Origin of the sequence: Tumebacillus avium (assembly GCF_002162355.1) — a bacterium.
In the GTDB taxonomy this organism is placed as follows: Bacteria; Bacillota; Bacilli; order Tumebacillales; family Tumebacillaceae; genus Tumebacillus_A; species Tumebacillus_A avium.
The window spans coordinates 3,945,551-3,966,782 of the sequence record NZ_CP021434.1; the positions used below are offsets into that span (position 1 = coordinate 3,945,551).

General features: G+C 62.2%; 3 protein-coding genes. All 3 read left to right on the plus strand.

What is annotated here, in order from left to right; genetic code table 11:
• Positions 1–12 precede the first annotated feature (12 nt).
• Positions 13–6,882, plus strand: coding sequence for an amino acid adenylation domain-containing protein (locus CBW65_RS18870; protein ID WP_087458150.1), 6,870 nt, complete (start codon positions 13–15; stop codon positions 6,880–6,882).
• A 185-nt stretch (positions 6,883–7,067) separates the two neighbouring features.
• A complete protein-coding gene (locus tag CBW65_RS18875; RefSeq protein WP_087458151.1) occupies positions 7,068–13,997 on the plus strand; it encodes an amino acid adenylation domain-containing protein in 6,930 nt (2,309 codons plus the stop codon).
• A gap of 15 nt (positions 13,998–14,012) precedes the next feature.
• Positions 14,013–21,182, plus strand: coding sequence for an amino acid adenylation domain-containing protein (locus CBW65_RS18880; protein WP_087458152.1), 7,170 nt, complete (start codon positions 14,013–14,015; stop codon positions 21,180–21,182).
• Positions 21,183–21,232 lie beyond the last annotated feature (50 nt).

Genomic DNA, 21,232 nt, shown 5'->3' on the forward strand with positions numbered 1-21,232 from the left:
GGAGGAAACTACGTGGAACAAACACTGCAAACATTGCCGTTCGTACAAATGCCGTCCGATTTACCGCGTTCAACCCATTACCTCACAGCCGAATATACGCTTACGCTCCCTTCTGCTCTGCATCAGGAATTGCTTGAGGTGTCCGAAAACATGGGGAAGTCGGAGCTGCGCATCTTGCTCACAGTTTTTCAAATGCTGCTGCACCGTTACACGTCTGAGGAGGAGATCGCCGTCCTCACCCTTGACGGCGAACACGGTGCGGCCGCGCTGTCGGCCAGCGTATCGGCGGCGTCCTCGCTGCTGGATTTGCTCGAAGCCGGACAGATGCAAACGGTGCAACTGTCCTCGGACGGCGCACGGCCGCTGCTGCTCGATTGCCCGGGCGGGAAAGTGCGGTGGACGTATGACGGCAACCGGTATTCACAGGCGCTGATCGAACGGATGGGCAGCCATTATCTGCAACTGCTGCAAGGCGCGCTTCGCGAACCCCGCACCTTCCTGTCAAATCTGCCGCTCCTGACCGAACAGGAGCAGCGCGAACTGACCGCCGACGAGAGCCTGCTGACCGGAGGGGACACGATGCTTCTGCACCTGCAAGTGGAAGCGCAGGCGCAGCGTTTCCCGGACAAGGTCGCTCTGGAGTTCCAAGGCTCGAAGATGACCTACCGCGAGCTGAGCGAGCGGAGCAACCGCCTGGCGCATGAGCTGCAGGCGCGCGGCATCGGGCCGGACGTGCTGGTCGGCCTGTATCTGGAACGGACGCTCGACGTCGTCGTGGCGGTTCTCGGCATTTTGAAAGCGGGCGGGGCCTACGTGCCACTCGACCCGAAACTGCCGCTGGAGCGCATTCGCTTCATGCTGGAAGATGCGGACGCGAAAGTGCTGGTCACGAAGCAGCGCCTGCTCGACACCGTGCCGGAACTGGCAAACATCGCCGTCGTGCTGGACCGCGACGAAGAGCGGATCGGAGGGATGCCTGCCACGCTGCCGGCGTGCGGCGCAGAGGGGCACCATCTGGCCTACCTGATCTACACGTCCGGCTCGACCGGCAAGCCGAAAGCGGTGATGGTGGAGCATCGCAACGTCATCTCGACGCTGGAAGCGGCGATTGCGACATTTGGGTACACGCCTGACGATGTGACGCCGTTTATCGCGTCGCTGGCGTTTGACGTGTCGCTGTTCGAGATGTTTAACACGCTGACCACCGGCGGCACGACGGTGATCCTGACGCAGGAAGAGGTGCTCGATTTCCCGCGTTTGATCGAAAAGATGAAGAGCTACACCATTGTGCACACCGTGCCAAGCGTCATGCGCCAGATCTGTGAAGCGATCCTCGAACGGGGCGAATCGCCGGAAGCGTACGCTTCGATGCGGCTCTTGCTCGTCGGCGGCGATGTGGTGGCGCCCGATCTGCTGGAACGCATGCATGCCGCGTTTCCTAACGCGCAGGTGTATGTCATGTACGGTCCGACCGAAGCGTCGATCATCTGCACGACCCATTCTGTTAAACGCTTGGCGAAGTCGGAAGGCTACGCGATCGGCAAGCGGCTGTCCAACGCCTGGCTGCGCATCTATGACGGCCAGCAGAACCTGATGCCGCTCGGGATGCCGGGCGAGCTGTACATCGGCGGCAACGGCGTGGCGCGGGGGTATCGCGGGCGCGAAGATCTGACTTTTGAAAAATTCGTGGAGATCGACGGCATGCGCTGGTACCGCACCGGTGACTTGGTGCGCCGTTTGACGGACGGGACGATCGATTTTCTCGGCCGCATCGACAACCAGGTCAAGATCCGCGGCTTCCGCATCGAGATCGGGGAGATTGAGACGCGTCTGGCCGCACACGATGCGGTCAATGAAACGCTGGTCATGGCCCGCGATGATTTTGCCGGGGAAAAGCAGCTGGTCGCCTATGTGGTGACCCATTCCGGAGCTCCGGTTCCGGCGTCCGAGCTGCGCGAACATCTGCAAATGACGCTGCCGTATTACATGGTGCCGTCCGCTTTCGTGTTCCTTGAGGAGTTCCCGCTGAACAACAATGGGAAAATCGACCGCAAGCTGCTGCCTGAGCCGGTCTGGAACTCCGAACAGGAGTATGAAGCAGCGCGCAATCAGACGGAAGAGCTGCTGGTCACCGTCTACTCCGAAGTGCTCCGCGCCGGGCGGATCGGGATTCGCGACTCGTTTTTCGATCTCGGCGGCAACTCGCTTTTGGCGACGCAGGTGATCTCCCGCGTCCGCCGTGCCTGTGGCGTGGAGCTGTTGCAAAAACATGTGCTCGACGCTCCGACGGTGGCCGGGCTGGCCGAAACGGTGCAAAACCTGCAGAACAGCGGCGGTGAACTGAAGTACCCGCCGATTGAACGCATCGCGCGGGACGGTGCCTTGCAGCTGTCGTACGCCCAGCAGCGGATGTGGTTTTTGGATGAGATGGGCGGCGCGAGCGGGCTGTACAACGTGGCCTACGCGCTGCGGTTGCAAGGGATTCCGAATCTGGTTGCGCTGCACTCCAGCCTGGCGACGGTCATCGAAGCGCATGAACCGCTGCGCACGACCTATCAGGAGATCGACGGCGTGCTGCAGCAGGTGATCGACCCATGGGACACCTTCGAGCGCTGGGAGGTCGACATACGCTTCCGGGGGAAGCCCGACTATCCGGAAGATGTGATGAGGTTTTTGTCAGAAGAGGCGCAGCGTCCGTTTGATCTGACGAAAGACCTTGCGCTGCGTGCCGTTTATCTCGAAGTGACAGATGACGAGTCGCTGCTGCTCTTGACCATGCCGCATATCGCGGCGGACGGCTGGTCGATGGGCGTGATTTTGGAAGAGTTCGCCGAATACTACGCGCAGTACCTGAACGGCGACAGGTGGCCGCACCAGCATGAGATCGAGTATGTGGATTTCGCCGTCTGGCAGCGCGAATTTTTGCAAGGTGCCGTGCTGGATGAGCAGCTCGCCTATTGGAAGCAAAAATTGAGCGGAGCGCCCGCCTTGCTCGAACTGCCGCTCGACAAGCCCCGTCCGGCCGTGCAGAGCCATCGCGGGGCGGTGGAATTCCTGCATCTCGATGCGAAGTTGACCGCGCAGTTGGAAGCTCTGGCGCGTAAAGGCAACGCCACCTTGTATATGGTGCTGCTGACGGCGTTTCAGATTTTGCTGTACCGCTACACCGGGCAAACCGATCTGCCGGTCGGCTCGCCGATCGCGGGACGGCACTATCCGGGTGTGGAAAAGCTGGTCGGCCTGTTCGTCAACACCTTGGTCATGCGCGGCGACGTGACGGGGAATCCGACCGCGCTGGAACTGCTGAACCGGGTGCGCGAGCTGACGACAGAAGCGTACCAGCATCAGGATCTGCCGTTCGACAAGCTGGTCGAAGAGCTGCAGCCGGAGCGGGATCTGAGCTATCTTCCGCTCTGCCAGACGTTTTTCGCCTTGCAAAATATGCCGATGGCCGAGTTCTCCGCTCATCTGCTGCAGGCGAGTCCGTTTGACCTTGAGCTGAGCGTGGCGAAATTCGACCTTGCCGTGGTGATGGAAGAGCGCCAAGGCAAACTGATGGCGCGATTTGAATATGCGACCGACCTGTTCGAAGCGGAGACGATTCGCCGGATGAAAGGGCATTTCGCCGAGCTCTTGCGCGGCATCGCGGAAGAACCGGAGCGCCGCGTGTCGGAGTTGCCTTTGCTGACAGAAGAGGAGCGGGCAGAACTGCTCGCAGGCGTTACGGACTATCCGGAACCGTCCCGTGCAGCCTACCAAATGTTTGAAAGACAGGCGGAAAAAACGCCAGATGCGCCTGCTCTGTTGATGGCGGGCGACACGATGAGCTATCAGGAGCTCAACGCCAAAGCGAACGCGCTGGCTCACTATCTGCGCACGCTTGGCGTGGGCGCAGAGACGAGGGTCGCCCTGTTCCTGGAGCGTTCGTTTGATGTGGCGGTCGCGATGCTGGCCGTACACAAGGCGGGCGGGGCGTACGTGCCGCTCGACCCGAAGCATCCGGCGGAGCGGATTCAGTTCATGCTGGAGGATGCGCAGGCGGCTGTGGTCATCACGCACCGGGGCCTGGAGCAGCGTTTGCCGGAAACAGGCGCACAGCTGCTGGTGATCGAACGGGACTGGCAAAGGATCGCAGACAACCATCCCCACACTAATCCGTGCATCGGCTCGGCAGGGAGCGACCTGGCCTACCTTCTCTACACCTCCGGCTCGACCGGCCGCCCGAAAGCGGTGATGGTCGAGCAGCGCAACCTGGCTTCGACGCTTGAGGCGAGCGTGGAGGAATTTGGCTTCCGGGCCGGGGATGTCATGCCGTGGACCGCTTCGGTGGCGTTTGACATTGCGCAGTTTGAGCTGTTCTGTCCGCTGCTGGTCGGGGGCACGACGGTGATTTTGCCGGAGGAGATCTTGCTTGATTTCCCGCGTCTGGCCGATGAAGTAAAAGGCTTTACGGCGATGTTTGCCGTGCCGAGCCTGATGCGCCAGCTCGTGCTGTCGATGCGCGAAGAAGGGCGCGATCCGGCCGACTACGCCCAGATGCGCCTGCTGTTCTGCGGCGGCGATGCGGTGTATGCCGACCTGCTGGAGATGCTGCACGAAAGCTTCCCGCACGCCGACGCCTACGTGCTGTACGGGCCGACCGAAGGGACGATCTTGTGCACGCAGTATCTGGCTCCGCGTGGACAACTCTCGGCGCGGACGATGCTTGGCACGAACTTGAAAAACGCCAACATCCGCCTCTGCGACCCGCATGGCAACCTTGTTCCAACCGGCGTGCCGGGCGAGCTGGTGCTGGGCGGCACAGGCGTGGCGCGCGGCTATCGCGGGCAGGGAGAGCTGACCGCAGAAAAATTCGTCGAGGCGGACGGCGCTCGCTGGTACCTTACAGGCGACTCGGTGCGCCGACTCCCCGACGGGACGCTGGAGTTCCTCGGGCGGCTCGACAATCAAGTGAAAATTCGCGGCTTCCGCATCGAGATCGGCGAGATCGAAGCGGTGCTGGCCCGCCAGGCAGAGGTCGCTGAAGCGGTGGTGATCGTCCGCGAAGACATCCCGGGCGACAAGCGTCTGGCCGCCTATGTGGTCACGAAGGGCGAGGCGGCGGCCGATGAGCTGCGCCGCCATCTGAAAGCAGCGCTGCCCGAATACATGGTGCCGTCCGCTTTCGTCTTCCTCGAGGAGTTCCCGCTCAACCCGAACGGCAAGATCGACCGGAAAAATCTGCCTCGTCCTGCGGAAGACGCAATCGAGCGCACAGCAGGCTCGCAGGCGCGGACGCAGGAAGAAGAGCTGGTCGGAGGCGTGTTTGCGCAAGTGCTCGACTTGCCAAGCGTCGGCCGCGACGACCACTTCTTCGCGCTCGGCGGCCACTCGCTGCTGGCGACGCAGGCGGTGTCCCGTCTGCGCAAGCTGTTTGGCGTCGATCTGCCGGTCAAAGCGCTGTTTGGAGCGCCGACGGTGGAAGGGCTCGCGGCGGAGATCAAACGCCTCGGGCGCGGCGTCGAACTGCCGCCGATCTCCCGGGCGGATCGGAACGCTGCCTTACCGCTGTCGTTTAACCAGCGCCGCTTGTGGTTCATCGAGCAGGTGCAGAACAGCGACGGGCTGTATCACATTCCGCTCCTGATCCGCATGCAGGGCGAGCTGAACCATGAAGCATTGGAGCAGAGCCTGCACAAGCTGGCCCTGCGCCATGAAGCGCTGCGCACCGTCTTTGTGGAAGTGGATGGCGAGCCGATGCAGCGGGTGCACGACGCAATCGCACTCCCGCTGCACGTGCATACCGGCCTGTCGGAAGCGGAGTTGATGCCTGTCGTCCGCACCGAATCGAAACGGCCGTTCGATCTCGCCCGCGGCCCGCTGGTGCGCGCCGATCTGTACATCCTGCAGAACGGAGAGCAATATATGCTGCTCAACCTGCACCACATCATCGCCGACGGCTGGTCGGTGGAGTTTTTCATGAACGAACTGGCCGAAGTCTACGCGGCACAGATCGAGCAGCGCGAACCGCAGCTGCCGGAAGTGACGCTGGGCTTTGCCGACATCGCCAAGTGGGAGCAGGACGCGCTGCAAGGCGATGTGCTGGAGCAGAAGCTGGACTACTGGAAAGAGCAGCTCGCCGGGAAGCTCACCCCGCTGGATCTGCCGACCGACCGTCCGCGCAAGGAAGGGCAGACCCATACGGGCGCACAGTTCAAGCGCTGGCTGCCGGGCGAACTGGTGCCGCCGCTGCAAGAGCTGGCCCGCCGTGAAGGGGTGTCGCTGTACATGCTGCTGCTCGCCGCCTTTAACGTGCTGCTGTTCCGCACCACCGGGCAAACCGATCTGGCAGTCGGCTCCCCAAGCGCCGGACGGGAGCGGGCGGAGACGGAAAATGTGTTTGGCTTTTTCGTCAACACCTTGGTGCTGCGCAGCGATTTGGCAGGCAGCCCGACGTTTGCCGAGCTGGTGCACCGCGTGCGCGAAGTGACGCTCGATGCGCTGGCCCATCAAGAGGTGCCGTTTGAGCGCCTGCTGGAGCTGCAGCCGCAGACCGACCGCCGCTATGCGCCCTTGATCCAGGCGATGTTTGTGCTGCAGGATGTCGGATTCTCCAAGCGGGAACTGACCGGCATGGTCTGGGAGCTGGTCGAATTTGACCTCGGCATTGCCAAATTTGACCTCACGTTGTATGTGGAAGAGACGGAGGACGGGCTGAAAGCGATGGCCGAATATAACACCGACCTGTTTGACGCGGCGACGATCGACCGTCTGCTGCAGCAGTGGCAGGGCTTGTTGGAAAGCATCGCCGAAGACCCGCACCGGGCGATCGGCGAACTGCCGATGCAAAGCGCAGCCGAGGTGTCGCTGACCGACGATGAATTTGATGAACTGTTCATGTAAGTTAAAGTGGTAAAAAAGGAGCAGCCTGTAAAGGCTGCCCCTTTTATGCCCGCAAATCTATTATTTTAAGCAGGGTTTCTATTTACGCTCGAAGAAGTATTATCGTCGACAAGTAATTTGAATAATGTACAGAAAATTTCCGATACACTACAATTCCGGCTGCTTTGATTGAAGGAGGCTGTACAATGCTGCAGTTGCCAACCGTTCGCATTCGAGCTGCGAACCTTTACGCTGGCAAAACACACACTATTCAGATCTCGGACGAGTTGTGCGCACACCTGCAAGGGCAGGAAGGGGCGGCGCATATGGCGATCTTCCTGCACCGCTATTCAGGTGAAGAGCAGATTGCGGTCAGTTGGCAAGGCGAATTGCTGTCTTGGCAGATCACCGGCGAGATGACGGTGAGCGACGTGTCAGGCACGGCAAGACGGGCCGACGCCGCCTCTGGCGAACCTGTGCAAGTCCTGTTCTCCGTGCAGGAACATGGAACAGATTCCAATTCAGCAGATTCCGCCGCAGCGGATCTCGCTTTTCATATCGCAAAAGGAACCTTGAGGCTGACATATAACGCGGCAAAACTTGCGGAATCGGCAGCCGCTAGCATGGCGCGGCATTTTGTCACGCTGGTGCAGGCGGCCATCGCTGATCCGCAGCTCCAGGTGAAAGACCTGCCTCTGTTGGGAGCGGATGAGCAGCAGCAACTGCTGAGCGCGTGGAACGACACCGCGCTGACCGTGCCGCCGCTGTGCAATCTGCACGAGCTGTTCGCGGAGCAGGCTGCCACCACGCCGGATGCGACCGCTGTGGTCTGTGGGGGAGAGTCGCTGACGTTTGCCGCGCTGAACGCAAAAGCAAACCGGCTGGCCCACCGCCTGCAGCGACTCGGCATCGGACCGGAACAGACGGTGGGGCTCTGCATGGAGACCGGGCTTGACCTGATCACCGCCCTGCTTGCCGTCTGGAAGGCGGGCGGCGCATACGTACCGGTCGATCCGGCCTATCCGAAAGACCGCAAAGCGTTTGTGCTCTCCGATGCCTCCGTCACTGTCCTGCTCACCCAAAGCAGCCTGAAAGGTGCACTGCCTGAACATGAGGCGACCGAATTGCACCTGGACCGGCTGTGGGACGAGCTGGCGGCCGAATCTGTAGAGAATCCGCTTTGCGCCGCACAGCCGCACCATCTTGCCTACATCATCTACACCTCCGGTTCGACCGGCCGGCCAAAAGGCGTGGAGATCGAGCAGGCCGCTTTGTTCCATCATCTGCACGCGATCAAGCATGCCGTCTACGGCAACCATCCTGCGCGACCGATGCAGGTGGCGCTGAACTCTTCGGTGGCGTTTGACGCGTCGCTTGCGCAGATCGAAATGATACTCCAAGGGCACACTCTGCATCTGCTTCCTGACGAGGTGCGCCACGATCCGCAGCAGCTCGTGGCGTATGTGCGACAGGAAGGGATCGACGTGCTGGACGGCACGCCGTCGCAGATTCGATTGCTTTTGAACGCCGGATTGTTAGAAAAAGGGCAGGGAGCGCCGTCGATCATGCTGGTCGGCGGGGAAGCGATGGACGAGGCGATGTGGGCAGCGTTTGCAGACGCGCCGGAAACGGTCTGCTACAACGTCTACGGCCCGACGGAAAACACGGTCGACGCTTTGTTCTGCCGCGTATCGCATGACCATGCCGAACCGACGCTCGGCCGCCCGATCCCAAACGTGCAGGCGTACATTCTCGACCCGTACCTCAACCCGGTGCCGGTCGGCGTGCCGGGCGAACTGCACATCGGCGGGAAAAGTCTGGCCCGCGGCTACCTGAACCGCCCGGAGCTGACGGCGGAGAAGTTTATCCCGCACCCGTTTCCGGCAGAAGAAGGCGCGCGCCTGTACAAGACGGGCGACCTCGCCTGCTTCCGCGAAGACGGCACGATCGACTTCCTCGGCCGCATCGACGATCAGGTCAAGCTGAACGGCTTTCGCATCGAGCTGTCGGAGATCGAAGCGGTCACGGCCCAGCATCCGTCCGTTCGTGACGCGGTGGTGCTCGTGCGCGAAGACGAGCCTGGCCTGAAGCGTCTGGTCGCCTATGTGACGACAGACGGGAGAGCGCTGACCGGCCGCGAGCTGAAAGCGTATCTGCGCGACCTGCTGCCGAAGTACATGGTGCCGTCCGCGCTTGTGGTGCTGGACGCCCTGCCGCTCACGGTGAACGGCAAGCTGGATAAAAAAGCGCTTCCGGCGCCCGACCTCGCGCTCCTCGCTGACGAAGAGTACATCGCACCGCGCAATGGGGTCGAAGAGCTGACCGCCGAGATTTTTGGCAGTCTGTTGGGACTTGGGCAGGTCGGAATTCACGATGATTTCTTTGACCTCGGCGGCAACTCGCTGTCGGCGGCGCAAGTCGTGTCCCGCCTGCGCAACGCCTTTGGCGTAGAGCTGTCGGTAAGGACGCTGTTTGAAGCCCCAAGCGTGGCGCAACTGGCGGAAAAAGTGCAACGGGAGCGCAGCGAGTCGTCCGACCTGCATCTGCCACCGATCACCCGCAGCGAACGCGCGGCGCAACTGCCGCTGTCCTTCGCCCAGCAGCGCATGTGGTTCATCGACCAACTGGAGCAAAACAGCGCTCTGTACAACATCCCGACGGCGATGCGCCTGACCGGGCCGCTCGATGAAGCCATATTAAAGCAAAGCGTCGATCAAATCGTCGAGCGCCACGAAGGGCTGCGCACGACTTTCGGATACGCAGGCGAACAACCGGTGCAGGTGATCCTGTCTGCGCCGCCCGAGGGGATTTTTTCCGTCACCGATCTCAGCGGATGGGCAGACGACCGGGAAGCGGAAGCCTTGCGCGTGATCCAGGCGGCGGTCGAAGCGCCGTTTGATCTGCAAAAAGGCCCCTTGTTGCGCGTCGTGCTGGTGCGGCTGTCCGATGGGGAGCATGTGCTGCTCGTCAACATCCACCACAGCGTGGCGGACGGCTGGTCGCTCGGCGTGTTCACCGAAGAGCTGGCCGCGTTTTACAAGGCGCTGGCGACAGGCGGGGAGGCGAACTTGCCAGAGCTGCCCGTTCAGTACGCCGACTATGCGCTCTGGCAGCGCGAATGGCTGCAGGGGAAGGTGCTCGACGCTCAGATCGGCTATTGGAAGCAACAGCTCGACGGTGCCCCGCCCGTGTTCCAGATGCCGACCGACCGCCCGCGTCCCGCTGTGCAGTCGTATCGCGGGGCGACCGAGTATTTCACCATACCGCTCGCGGTCGCCGAGCAGTTGAAGCTCCTGTCCAAACGGGAAGGCGTGTCGCTTTACATGACCTTGCTGGCGGCGTTTCACGCGCTCTTGTTCCGCTACTCCGGGCAGGACGACATCTCCGTCGGCTCGCCCGTTGCGGGACGCCATCGCGGGGAGATCGAAGAACTGATCGGCTTTTTCGTCAACACGCTGGTCATGCGGACACAGCTGTCGGGGGACATGACGTTTGCCGACCTGCTGCACCAGGTGCGCGAAGTGACGTTGAACGCGTTTGCTCATCAGGACGTACCGTTCGACAAACTGGTCGAAGAGCTGGCTCCAGAGCGCGATCTGAGCTACTCGCCCCTGTTTCAAGTGCTGTTCGTGCTGCAAAACGCCAAGTACGAAACGGTGCAGTTCCCGGGCCTCGCGACCGAAGAGTTTTTCGTCGACAGCGGCACGGCTAAATTTGACCTGACCCTGCAGATGCAAGAGGAGGCGCACGGCCTCGTCGCATCGCTCGAATACAGCACCGACCTGTTTGACGCCGCAACGATCAAGCGGATGGTCGTGCATTTTCAAAATCTCTTCGCGGCGATCGTCGCAGCGCCGCAGGAAAAGATCGGCAAGCTGCCGATGTTAACCCCTGCCGAAGAGCATCAGCTGCTCGTCGAGTGGAACGACACGGCGATGCCGTATCCGCAAGACAAGTGTATTCACCAGCTCTTTGAAGAGTTTGCAGCGAAAACGCCGGAGAAGATCGCCTTGGTCTTCCGCGACCAGGAGCTGACCTACCGCGAGTTGAACGAGCGCTCCAACCAGTTGGCCCATCATTTGCAAAAACTTGGTGTGGGCGCGGAGACGATCGTCGGGATCTGTCTCGAACGGTCGATCGAGATGGTGATCGGCCTGCTGGGCATCTTGAAAGCGGGCGGCGCGTTTGTCGCGCTCGACCCCGCTTATCCGCAAGACCGCCTCGCGTTGATCATGGAGGACACGGCGATTCCGTTTGTCGTCACCCAATCGACCGTACAAGATGTGTTGCCGCCGCATGAGGGCAGGCTGATCCTGCTCGATGGAGACCGTGCGCTGCTCGATGCTGAACCTACGTCCAATCCGGACAGCGGCGTTGGCCCGGACAACTTGATCTATCTGATCTACACATCCGGCTCCACGGGACGTCCGAAAGCGATCGCGATGCGCCATCAGCCGCTGACGAACATGACGTGGTGGCAGATCGGCACGTTTGCTTATACGGGACCGGCCCGCGTGTTGCAGTTCGCGTCGCTCAACTTCGACGTTTCCTATCAGGAGCTGTTCACGACGTTCTACCTCGGCGGCACGGTGATCATCCCCGACGAGGAGACGCGCCGCGACTCGCATCAGCTGTTGAACCTGATCGTCGAGCGGAAGATCGAGCGGATCTTCCTGCCGTTTATCCTGCTGACCCAGCTCGCCGAAGTGGGGGAAAGCGGCGGTCCGCTGCCGCAGCACCTCCGCGAGATCATCACCGCAGGCGAACAGCTGCAGATGACTGCGCATATCGTCTCCTGGCTGCGCAAGCTCGGCTGCCCGCTGCACAACCAGTACGGCCCGTCGGAAGCGCATGTTGTCACCTACATCACCTTGACCGGCGATCCGGGTACATGGCCCGCGCTTCCTCCGGTCGGCAAGCCGCTTGGCAACACGCAGATCTATGTGCTGGACCCGTACATGCGCCCCGTGCCGATCGGCGTCTCCGGCGAAGTGTATGTCGGCGGCGACTGCCTGGCACGCGGCTATCTGAACCGCGAAGAACTGACCGCTGAAAAATTTATCCCCGATCCGTTTTCCCAGCGTCCGGGCGCACGCCTGTACCAGACGGGGGACATCGCACGCTGGCTGTCAGACGGCAATCTGGAGTACATGGGCCGCGCCGACGATCAGGTGAAGATACGCGGCTTCCGCGTCGAGCCGGGCGAGATCACAGCGGTGCTCGGCAAGCATCCCGCCTTGAAAGAGGTGGCGGTGCTGGCCCGCGAAGACCAGCCCGGCCACAAACGCCTCGTCGCTTATGTCGTGCCGCAAGAGCCGGACGTCGCGCCGACGGTCGCTGACATGTCAGCGTACATCCTCGAAACGCTGCCGAAGCACATGGTGCCGTCCGCTTTCGTGGTGATGGACAAGCTGCCCCTGACCCACAACGGCAAGCTGGAGCGCAAAGCGCTACCCGTGCCGGAGCAGGTGCGTTCGGGCCTTGATGCTGATTACAAAGCGCCGCGCACGCCGGTCGAAGAGATCGTCGCCGGATCGTGGGCGCAGGTGCTGGGGTATGAGCAGGTCGGGATCGACGACAACTTCTTTGAGCTTGGCGGACATTCGCTGCTGGCGACGCAAGTGGTCACGCGGATGCGAAATGCGTTCAAGATCGAGTTGCCGGTGCGCACGATCTTCCAGGCGCCGACGGTAGCCCTGTTGGCCGAGAAGATCGAAGAGATCGCGCATGGCGGGGAAAAAGAGCTCCCGCCGCTGACGAAGATCTCCCGCGCCGGCGACCTCGCCTTGTCGTATGCCCAGCAGCGGCTGTGGTTTTTCGATCAGCTGTCTGACGAAGGGGCGCTGTATAACGTCCCGACCCTTTTGAAGCTGTCCGGGACGCTGAACGTGGAAGCTCTGCAAGGGAGCCTGAACGAGATCGTAAAGCGTCACGATGCGCTTCGCACGACGTTCCATGAAAAGGACGGCGAGCCGATGCAGGTGATTCAGCCGCCGCACGAGGTGCCTTTTGTCGTCGAGGATCTGACGCATGGGGGCAGCCGGGCGGAGGAAGAGGCGCTGCAGCTGGCAAAAGGCGCGGCTAGCCAGCCGTTTGACTTGGCACATGGCCCGGTGCTCCGGGTACACGTGTACCGCACCGGCGAGAGGGAGCATCTGATGCTGCTGAACATGCATCACATCGTCTCGGACGGCTGGTCGATCGGCGTGTTCCTGCAAGAGCTGGCGGCGCTGTATGAAGCGTTCCTGCAAGGGAAGGCGTCGCCGCTGCCGGAGCTGGCTCTGCAATATGTTGACTTCGCGGCGTGGCAGCGCAACTGGCTGCAAGGCGAGGTGCTGGAAGAGCAACTGGCGTTTTGGCGCAAACAGCTCCACGGCCCGCTGCCGGTGCTGGAGCTCCCGACCGATTTTCCGCGCGGGGCGTCCCCGACCTATCACGGGCTGACCTCGTCGCTGGTGCTGCCCGAGGAGCTGCACCAAGGGCTGAATGAGTTGGCGAAGCGCGAAGGCTTGTCCTTGTACATGCTGCTGCTCGCCGCCTACAAAACGCTCTTGCACCGCCTGACCGGGCAGCACGACCTGCTCGTCGGGTCACCGATCGCCAACCGCAACCGGGCGGAGATCGAAGGGATGATCGGCTTTTTCGTCAACACGCTGGTCGTGCGCACGAACCTCGCCGACAACCCGAGATTTGCCGATGTGGCGCAGTCGGTGCGCGACACGGCGCTGGAAGCGTACGCCTATCAGGACGTGCCGTTTGACAAGCTGGTCGAACTGCACCCTGACCGCGACCCGCGCTTCTCGCCGCTGTTCCAGACGATGTTTGTTCTGCAAAATACGCCGTCGCAAGTCACCGAACTGCCGGAGCTGACGATGAGCCGCCTGACGCTGGACAACGACGTCGCCAAGTTCGACCTGACCTTGTATATGGAGGAAAAGGCGGACGGGCTGACGGCAGAGTTGGAGTACAACACCGATCTGTTTGCGGAAGGCACGATCACGCGCCTGCTCAAGCAGTGGCATACCCTGCTGCAAAGCATTGTGGAAGATCCAAACCAGCGCATCCTGGCTCTGCCGCTCACAGCGGGAGACGATGTCGGGCTCGATGAAGAAGAACTGGATGAGCTGTTCATATAAGAAGGGGGTTTCTCGGTGAACTATTTGTCAAAAGAAAACGTACAAGAAGTCCTCGACCTGTCGCTGTTGCAGACGAAAATCTATAGCCAAGAGAACCCGGAGCAGGCACAGACGCACCTCGCGCAAGTCCGCCTGCACCTGACCGGCCCGCTCGATGTTGCCCACTTCCAAGCGGCCGTTCAGCACGTCATCACGCAACATCCGCTCCTGCGCACCGTGTTTCGTCCCGTGCGCGGGCGCGTGGTGCAAGTGCTGCTGAAAACCCGCCCGATCGACGTGGCGGTGCTCGATCTGACCGGGCAAAGCGCCGACGATCAGGCAGCCGCGCTGGAACAAGCGGCGCTGGCCGACCGCGCTCCGTTCCACCTCAATGAAGGCCCGCTGCTGCGCGTAACGGCGGCGGTGCTCGATGTTGAAAACGCGGTTGTGCTGTGGACGCACCACAACATGATCCTCGACGAGCAGAGCCGCCGTCTGGTGCAGGTCGACTTGCTGGCCGCTTATGAAGCGCTGGCGGGCGGCACAGCCTTGCCTGTGGTGAACTCGGCATCTTTTAAAGACTATCTCGGCTGGCTGAACGCGCAGGACCGCTCGTCGGCCCGCGAGTTTTGGTCGAAGCACCTGGCTGGATTTGAAGCGGCGACCCCGCTGTTGAACCAGCGCGAAGGAAAAGGGGAGTCGGGCATCCGCACCCATGTTTTCTCCGCCGACCTGTCCCGCGCGTTGGAAGGGCTGGCACAGGCGCAGGGCGTGCAAGCGGAAACGCTGGTGCAGGCCGCTTTGGCGTTGCTGCTCAACCTGTACTCCCGTGAAGATCAGGTGACGTTTGGCGCCGGATTTGCCGGACGTCCGGCGACACTGTCCGGCGCAGACGCGATGGTTGGGCGTTTTGCCAACACGCTGCCTGTGCATGTGGCAATCGACGGGGAAGCGGCGCTGGCCACGTTCCTCCAGAACCTGCAGCAGCTGACGGCGACGATGGAAAGCTTTGCTGTGATTCCGCTGGCAGAAGTGCGCAACTACGCAGGTCTTGGCGAGAACCAGGAGCTGTTCACGAGCGCGGTCAACGTTTACTCGGGCGGCGCTTCGTCTTCGCACGGCCTGCGGGCGGAACTGACCGGCAAGCAGGAGGGAGCGGGCCTCGCGCTGACGCTCGACGTGGAGACGGGCGAGACCTGGGTGGCCCGCGCCGCATATGCCGGTGACCGCTTGCAGGCGGAGACGGCAGAAGCATTGCTGACCCACCTCGAAACGGTGCTGGCCAGCATGACCCTGCAGCCGCAAGCGCGCATCTGCGACTTGAACGTGCTGCCGGCTGCTGAGCGCGAACCGCTGTTTGGCGCGTTTACGGCAACGAAGCTGAAAACTTACCCGCTCGACCGTCTGGCGCATCAAGTGATCGAAGACCAGACCGCGCAGACGCCGCAAAAGGTCGCCGCGATTTTTGAAGATCAAACGATCACCTACGGGGAACTGAACGCCCGGGCCAGCCGCCTGGCACACTTCCTGCGCGAACACGGTTTTGGCCGCGACGATCTGGCCGCTCTGTTCGCCGAGCGCGGCATCGACATGCTGACCGCGATCGTCGCCGTGATGAAGGCGGGCGGGGCGTATGTGCCGCTCGACTCCGCACACCCGGATGCACGCCTGGCCACGATCATCGAGACCGCAGGGGCAAAAGTCATCCTGACGCAAGACCCGCTGCAGGAGCGCAGCCAAGGCCTGTCGGAAAACGCGCTGGTCTTCTCGCTGGACGGACTGGACGGGCTGACCAACTACCCGGACACCAACCCTGAGTTCATCAATGAGGGACAGGATCTTGCCAACGTCTTCTTCACCTCCGGCTCAACCGGCTTGCCGAAGGGGGCGATGGTCGAACACGTCGGGATGCTCAACCACCTCTACGCGAAGATCGACCTGCTGGAAATGACCGACTCTTCAATCGTCGTGCAAAACGCGTCGCATTGCTTTGACATCTCCGTCTGGCAGTTCCTCGCGCCGCTGATGGTCGGCGGCACGGTGGTCATCTACGGCAATGACATCGCGATGGACCCGAACGCGCTCTTGGCGTCTGTTCAGCGCGACAATGTCACGATCCTCGAAATGGTGCCGGCGGTGATCGAAATGTTCCTGCACGCCGTCGCGGAAAATGCGCAAGCAGCGGCGCTGCCCGAACTGCGCTACATGCTGTCGACCGGGGAAGGTCTGCGCAGCGGCCTTTGCGAGCGCTGGCTGGACGCGTATCCGCACGTGAAAGCGGTCAACACCTACGGTGCGACCGAATGCTCGGACGACACTTCGCACAAAGTCGTCACCGCAGCGAACCGCGACGAGTGGGATCTCGACCGCGACTTCGTGACGCTGGGCACGCCGATCCCGAATTTTAACGTCTATGTGCTCGACAAGTGGAACCGCCCGGTGCCGATCGGCTGCACCGGCGAGATCTGCATGACCGGCGTCGGCGTTGGCCGCGGCTACCTGAACGACCCGGAGCGCACCGCGCAGGCGTTTGTGCCAAACCCGTTTGCGGACGGCATGGGCGAGCGGATGTACAAGACGGGCGACCTCGGGCGCTTCCTGCCGGACGGGCGACTGGAGTTCGTCACCCGCGCCGACTTCCAAGTCAAAGTGCGCGGTCACCGCATCGAGCTTGGCGAAGTGGAAGCGGCGATCCTCAGCCACCCGGCTGTGGAGCAGACCATCGCGATCGTCCGTCCGGACAGCGCAGGCCAGAACCGTATCCTTGCGTATGTCATCGTCTCCGAAGCACTTGACATGGACGCATGGCGCGAGTATCTGCATGACCGCCTGCCGGAGTACATGATCCCGGAGCACATTTTGACGCTCGACGCCTTCCCGCTCAACCGCAACGGCAAAGTCGACCGCAAAGCCCTCCCCGAGCCGGAAGCGGCAGAGCGCGGCGAACACGCTTTTGCTGCGCCGCGCAATGAGCTGGAACAGGCGCTGGCCGACATCTGGGGCGAGATTCTGGAGCGCGGGGACATCGGTATCGACGACAGCTTCTTCCACCTCGGCGGACACTCGCTGAAGATGATCCAGATCCGCTCGCGGATCAAGCAGAAGCTCGGCCTCGACGTGCCGCTGAAAGTCCTGTTCGAAAATCTCACCTTGCGCGACCTCGCGCCGCACGTTGGGCTCTTGCAAGGGGACGATGGCGTTTCGCAAACGATCCCGGTTCTGCCGGACGCTGACGCCTACCCGATGTCGCACGCCCAGCGCCGCCTGTACTTCATCCAGCGCCTGACGCCGGAGAACACGGCGTATAACATGCTGGAAGCGCATGAAGTGGCGGGCGAGTTAAACGTTGCTGCGCTCGTGCGCGCCTTCCAGACGATCATCGACCGCCATGCGGTGCTGCGCACCACCTTTACGATGCAAGACGGCGAGCCGGTGCAGAAGATCGCCTCCGCGTACCAGCTGAACGTGCCGCTCGAAGACCTCTCCGGGCTGCCGGAAGCGCAGCGCGAAGCAGAGCTGCATGCGCGCATTCTCACCGAGCAGGATCTGCCGTTCGACCTCGAACAAGGCCCGGTGTTCCGCCTGCGCCTGCTGAAGCTGGCCGAACAGCGTCATGTCCTCTTGATCTCCAAGCACCACATCGTGACCGACTTCTGGTCGTGGGGCGTGCTGCATCAGGAGTTCAACGCGCTGTACACCGCGTATGCGAACGGGGAGGACAGCCCGCTTGCACCGCTGCCGATCCAATACCGCGACTATGCGAGCTGGCAGAACGACCGCCTGCACACCGGCAAGCTGGCCGAAGCGGAAGCGTACTGGACAGGGCAGCTGTCGGGCGATCTGCCTGTGCTCGACCTGCCGACCGACCACCCGCGTCCGGCTCTGCAGCAGTTCGAAGGCCATAACATCCGCCGTTTGCTCGACGGAGAGTTGTCCAGCCGGATCAACGCGCTGGGCGCACAGCACGAAGCGACTTTGTTTATGGTGCTGCTTGGTGCGCTCGGCACGTTCCTGTCCCGCATGAGCGGCCAGCAGGACATCGTGATCGGCACCCCGGAAGCGGGCCGCAACGTGATGGAGCTGGAAGAGCTGATCGGCTTCTTCATCAACACCTTGCCGCTGCGCCTCGACCTGTCGGGCAACCCGGCGTTTGGCGAGATGCTGGAACGGGCGAAAAAAGTCGCTCTGGACGCGTACGCGCACCACGAGTATCCGTTCGACAAGCTCGTCGAGCTGGCCAAGCAGGAGCGCGACTTGAGCCGTTCGCCGCTGTTCTCCGTGATGTTCCAAGTGGTGCGCAAGCCGGATGAGGCGGAGACGGGAGGCTTGAGCCTGTCGCCGGTGCCGATGAGCGCGACGACGACGGCGTTTGATCTCGCGGTGACGTTTGTCGAGCGCGAAGACGGCCTGCAGTTGAACTTTGACTACCGCACCGACCTGTTCGAACAGTCGACGATGGAACGCTGGATGGGGCATTTCGAGACCCTGCTCCGCGCGATCGTCGAGCACCCGGAGCAGCAGCTGTCCCAGCTGCAACTGCTCACCGCCGAAGATCTGGCGCCGGTGCTGGGCGCGTGGAACACGATCACCGCCGAGCCCGATCCCATGCTGCGCATTCACCACCTGTTCGAAGCGCAGGTCGACCGCACGCCGGATGCGACCGCCGTCGTGTTTGAACAGGAAGCTCTGACCTACCGCGAGCTGAATGCCCGCGCGAACCGACTGGCCCGCCACCTGCAAGCGTTAGGCGCAGGGCCGGAGCAACTGGTCGGCCTCTGCCTGGAGCGCAACCTCGACCTCGTCACGGCGCTCTTGGCCGTGCTGAAGTCTGGCAGCGCGTTTGTGCCGCTCGACCCGGCGTATCCGCAGGAGCGTCTGGCCTTGATCCTTGAAGACACGAACATGCCGCTGCTGGTCACCAGCGCGACACTGACCGCGACCTTGCCGCCGCATAGCGCACAGACGGTGCTGATCGACGCCGATCGTGACAAATGGGCCGGGGAAGCGGACACCAATGTGCCGTCGCTGGTCCGTCCGGACAGCCTGGCTTACCTGATCTACACCTCAGGCTCCACGGGCCGTCCGAAAGCGGTCATGGTCGAGCATCGCCATCTGATCGCGACGCTTCTGGCCAGCCAGCAGCACTTCGCGTTCGCGCAGAATGATGTGTTCCCATGGATCGCGTCGTACGCGTTTGACATCGCGTATTTCGAACTGTTCAACCCGCTGATCGCCGGCGGTCAGGCGGTCGTGCTGTCCAAAGAGCATCTGCTCGACCTGCCGGGCCTCGTCCGCGATCTGGAAGGCTACACGCTGATCCACGCCGTGCCGAGCCTGATGCGCCAGATCGTCGAGATGATCGCAAGTCAGGAGATCGACACGTCCCGTTTCGACGGGCTGCGCATGATCTTCACCGGCGGCGACGCCGTTCCGCCGGAGTTGCTCAACAGCTTGCAGGACACGTTCAAAAACGCCGAAGTCCGCGTGCTGTACGGGCCGACCGAAGCGGCGATCATCTGTGCGCAGTACCCGGTGCCGCGCGATGCGAAGATCGAGCGCTACATGATCGGCTCCTCGATGCACCACGCCAAGATCCGCATGTACGATGCGCACGGCAACCTCGTGCCGACCGGCGTGCCGGGCGAGCTGTACATCGGCGGCTGCGGCGTGTCCCGCGGCTACTACGGCCGCCCGGAGCTGACTCAGGCGCAGTTTGTCGTCATCGACGGCGAGCGCTGGTACAAATCGGGCGACCTTGCCCGCTACATGGCTGACGGCACGATCGACTTCCTCGGCCGCATCGACAACCAGGTGAAGATCCGCGGCTTCCGCATCGAGCTGGGCGAGATCGAAGCGGCGCTGGGCAAACACCCGGCCGTCTCCGAAGTCGTCGTGCTCGCCCGCGAGATCCATGCCGGTGACAAGCAGCTCGTCGCCTATGTATCGCCGAAAGAAAATGCGGCGCTGTCGACAGCCGAACTGCGCAGCGCTCTGCAGGCCCACCTGCCGGAGCATATGGTGCCGTCCTTCTTCGTAATGCTCGATACCATGCCGACGACGCCGACCGGCAAGATCGACCGCAAGCAACTGCCGCTCCCGACGCAAACAGCAGGGGAGAGCACGTACGCCGCACCGCGCGACGGCGTAGAGCTGGCGGTAGCGCACGTGTTCGAAGAGGTGCTTGGCGTCCACGGCGTTGGCCTGTACGACAACTTCTTTGAGATCGGCGGGCACTCGCTGAAAGCGGTGGCGCTGATCGAAGCGATCCGCAAGCGTTTTGATGTGTCCTTGCCGCTGACGGCGCTGTTCCAGTCGCCGACCGTCGCCAACCTGAGCAGCATCCTGCGCGGCGAAGGCGATGCGGGCAGCAAAGGCGTGCTCGTACTCTTGCAAAAAGGGGACGACACGCGCCCGCCGTTGTTCCTGCTTCCTCCGCAAGGCGGCGGCGTGATGAGCTATCTGCCGCTGGTCAAAGGGCTGGCAGGCGAAACGGTCTACGGCCTGCAATCGGCAGGTTATGAGTCGGACGAAACGCCGTTCTCCTCGATGGAGGAGATCTCCGAGCGCTTCCTCGCGGAAATCCGCTCGGTGCAGCCCCAAGGGCCGTATCGTCTGGCCGGATGGTCGTTTGGCGGCGTGGCCGCATACGATCTGGCGCTGCGTCTGGAAGGGCAGGGGCAGGAAGTCGAATTCCTCGGCCTGTTTGACGTCATGCCGATCGACCCGGACAACGGGGCGGAAAACGCACAGGCGCAGACCGAAGAGGTGGCGCTGATCCACCAGGCGGCACAGCTCGACATGGATCTGTCGCTGCTGCAAGGCTTGACGGTGGAGGAAGGCCTCGACCTCGTCCTGCGCCGCGCCTATGAACTGAACCGTCTGCCGGAAGGGACGACGCCGGAGTCGATGCGCCAAAAGATGCGCGTGATGATGAACAACGGCATCGCCGGGTTCTCCTACGTGCCGCCGGGCACGGTGCAAGCCGACCTGACCTTGTTCCGCTGCTCGGTGGAGCCGCAGCAGCAAGAACTGGCGCATCCGCTCGTCGATCCGGAGCTATGGAGCCCGTACACCGCAGGCCAGGTAAACGTCATCCCGGTGCCGGGTGACCATCACAGCCTGTTCCAACCGCCTTATGTGCATGAATTGGCAGAGTTGATGAAACCGATTTTGCATGCTGTAAAGCGGGAAGGGCAAAAAGTTTAATTGTAATTACGAACACTGAGGAATAGAGTCACCTTTTTAGAGGGTGGCTC

What these genes read in the sequence shown, in the direction of transcription:
- CBW65_RS18875 (WP_087458151.1), top strand. Translation starts at nt 7,068, where the DNA reads ATGCTGCAGTTGCCAACCGTTCGCATTCGAGCTGCGAACCTTTACGCT.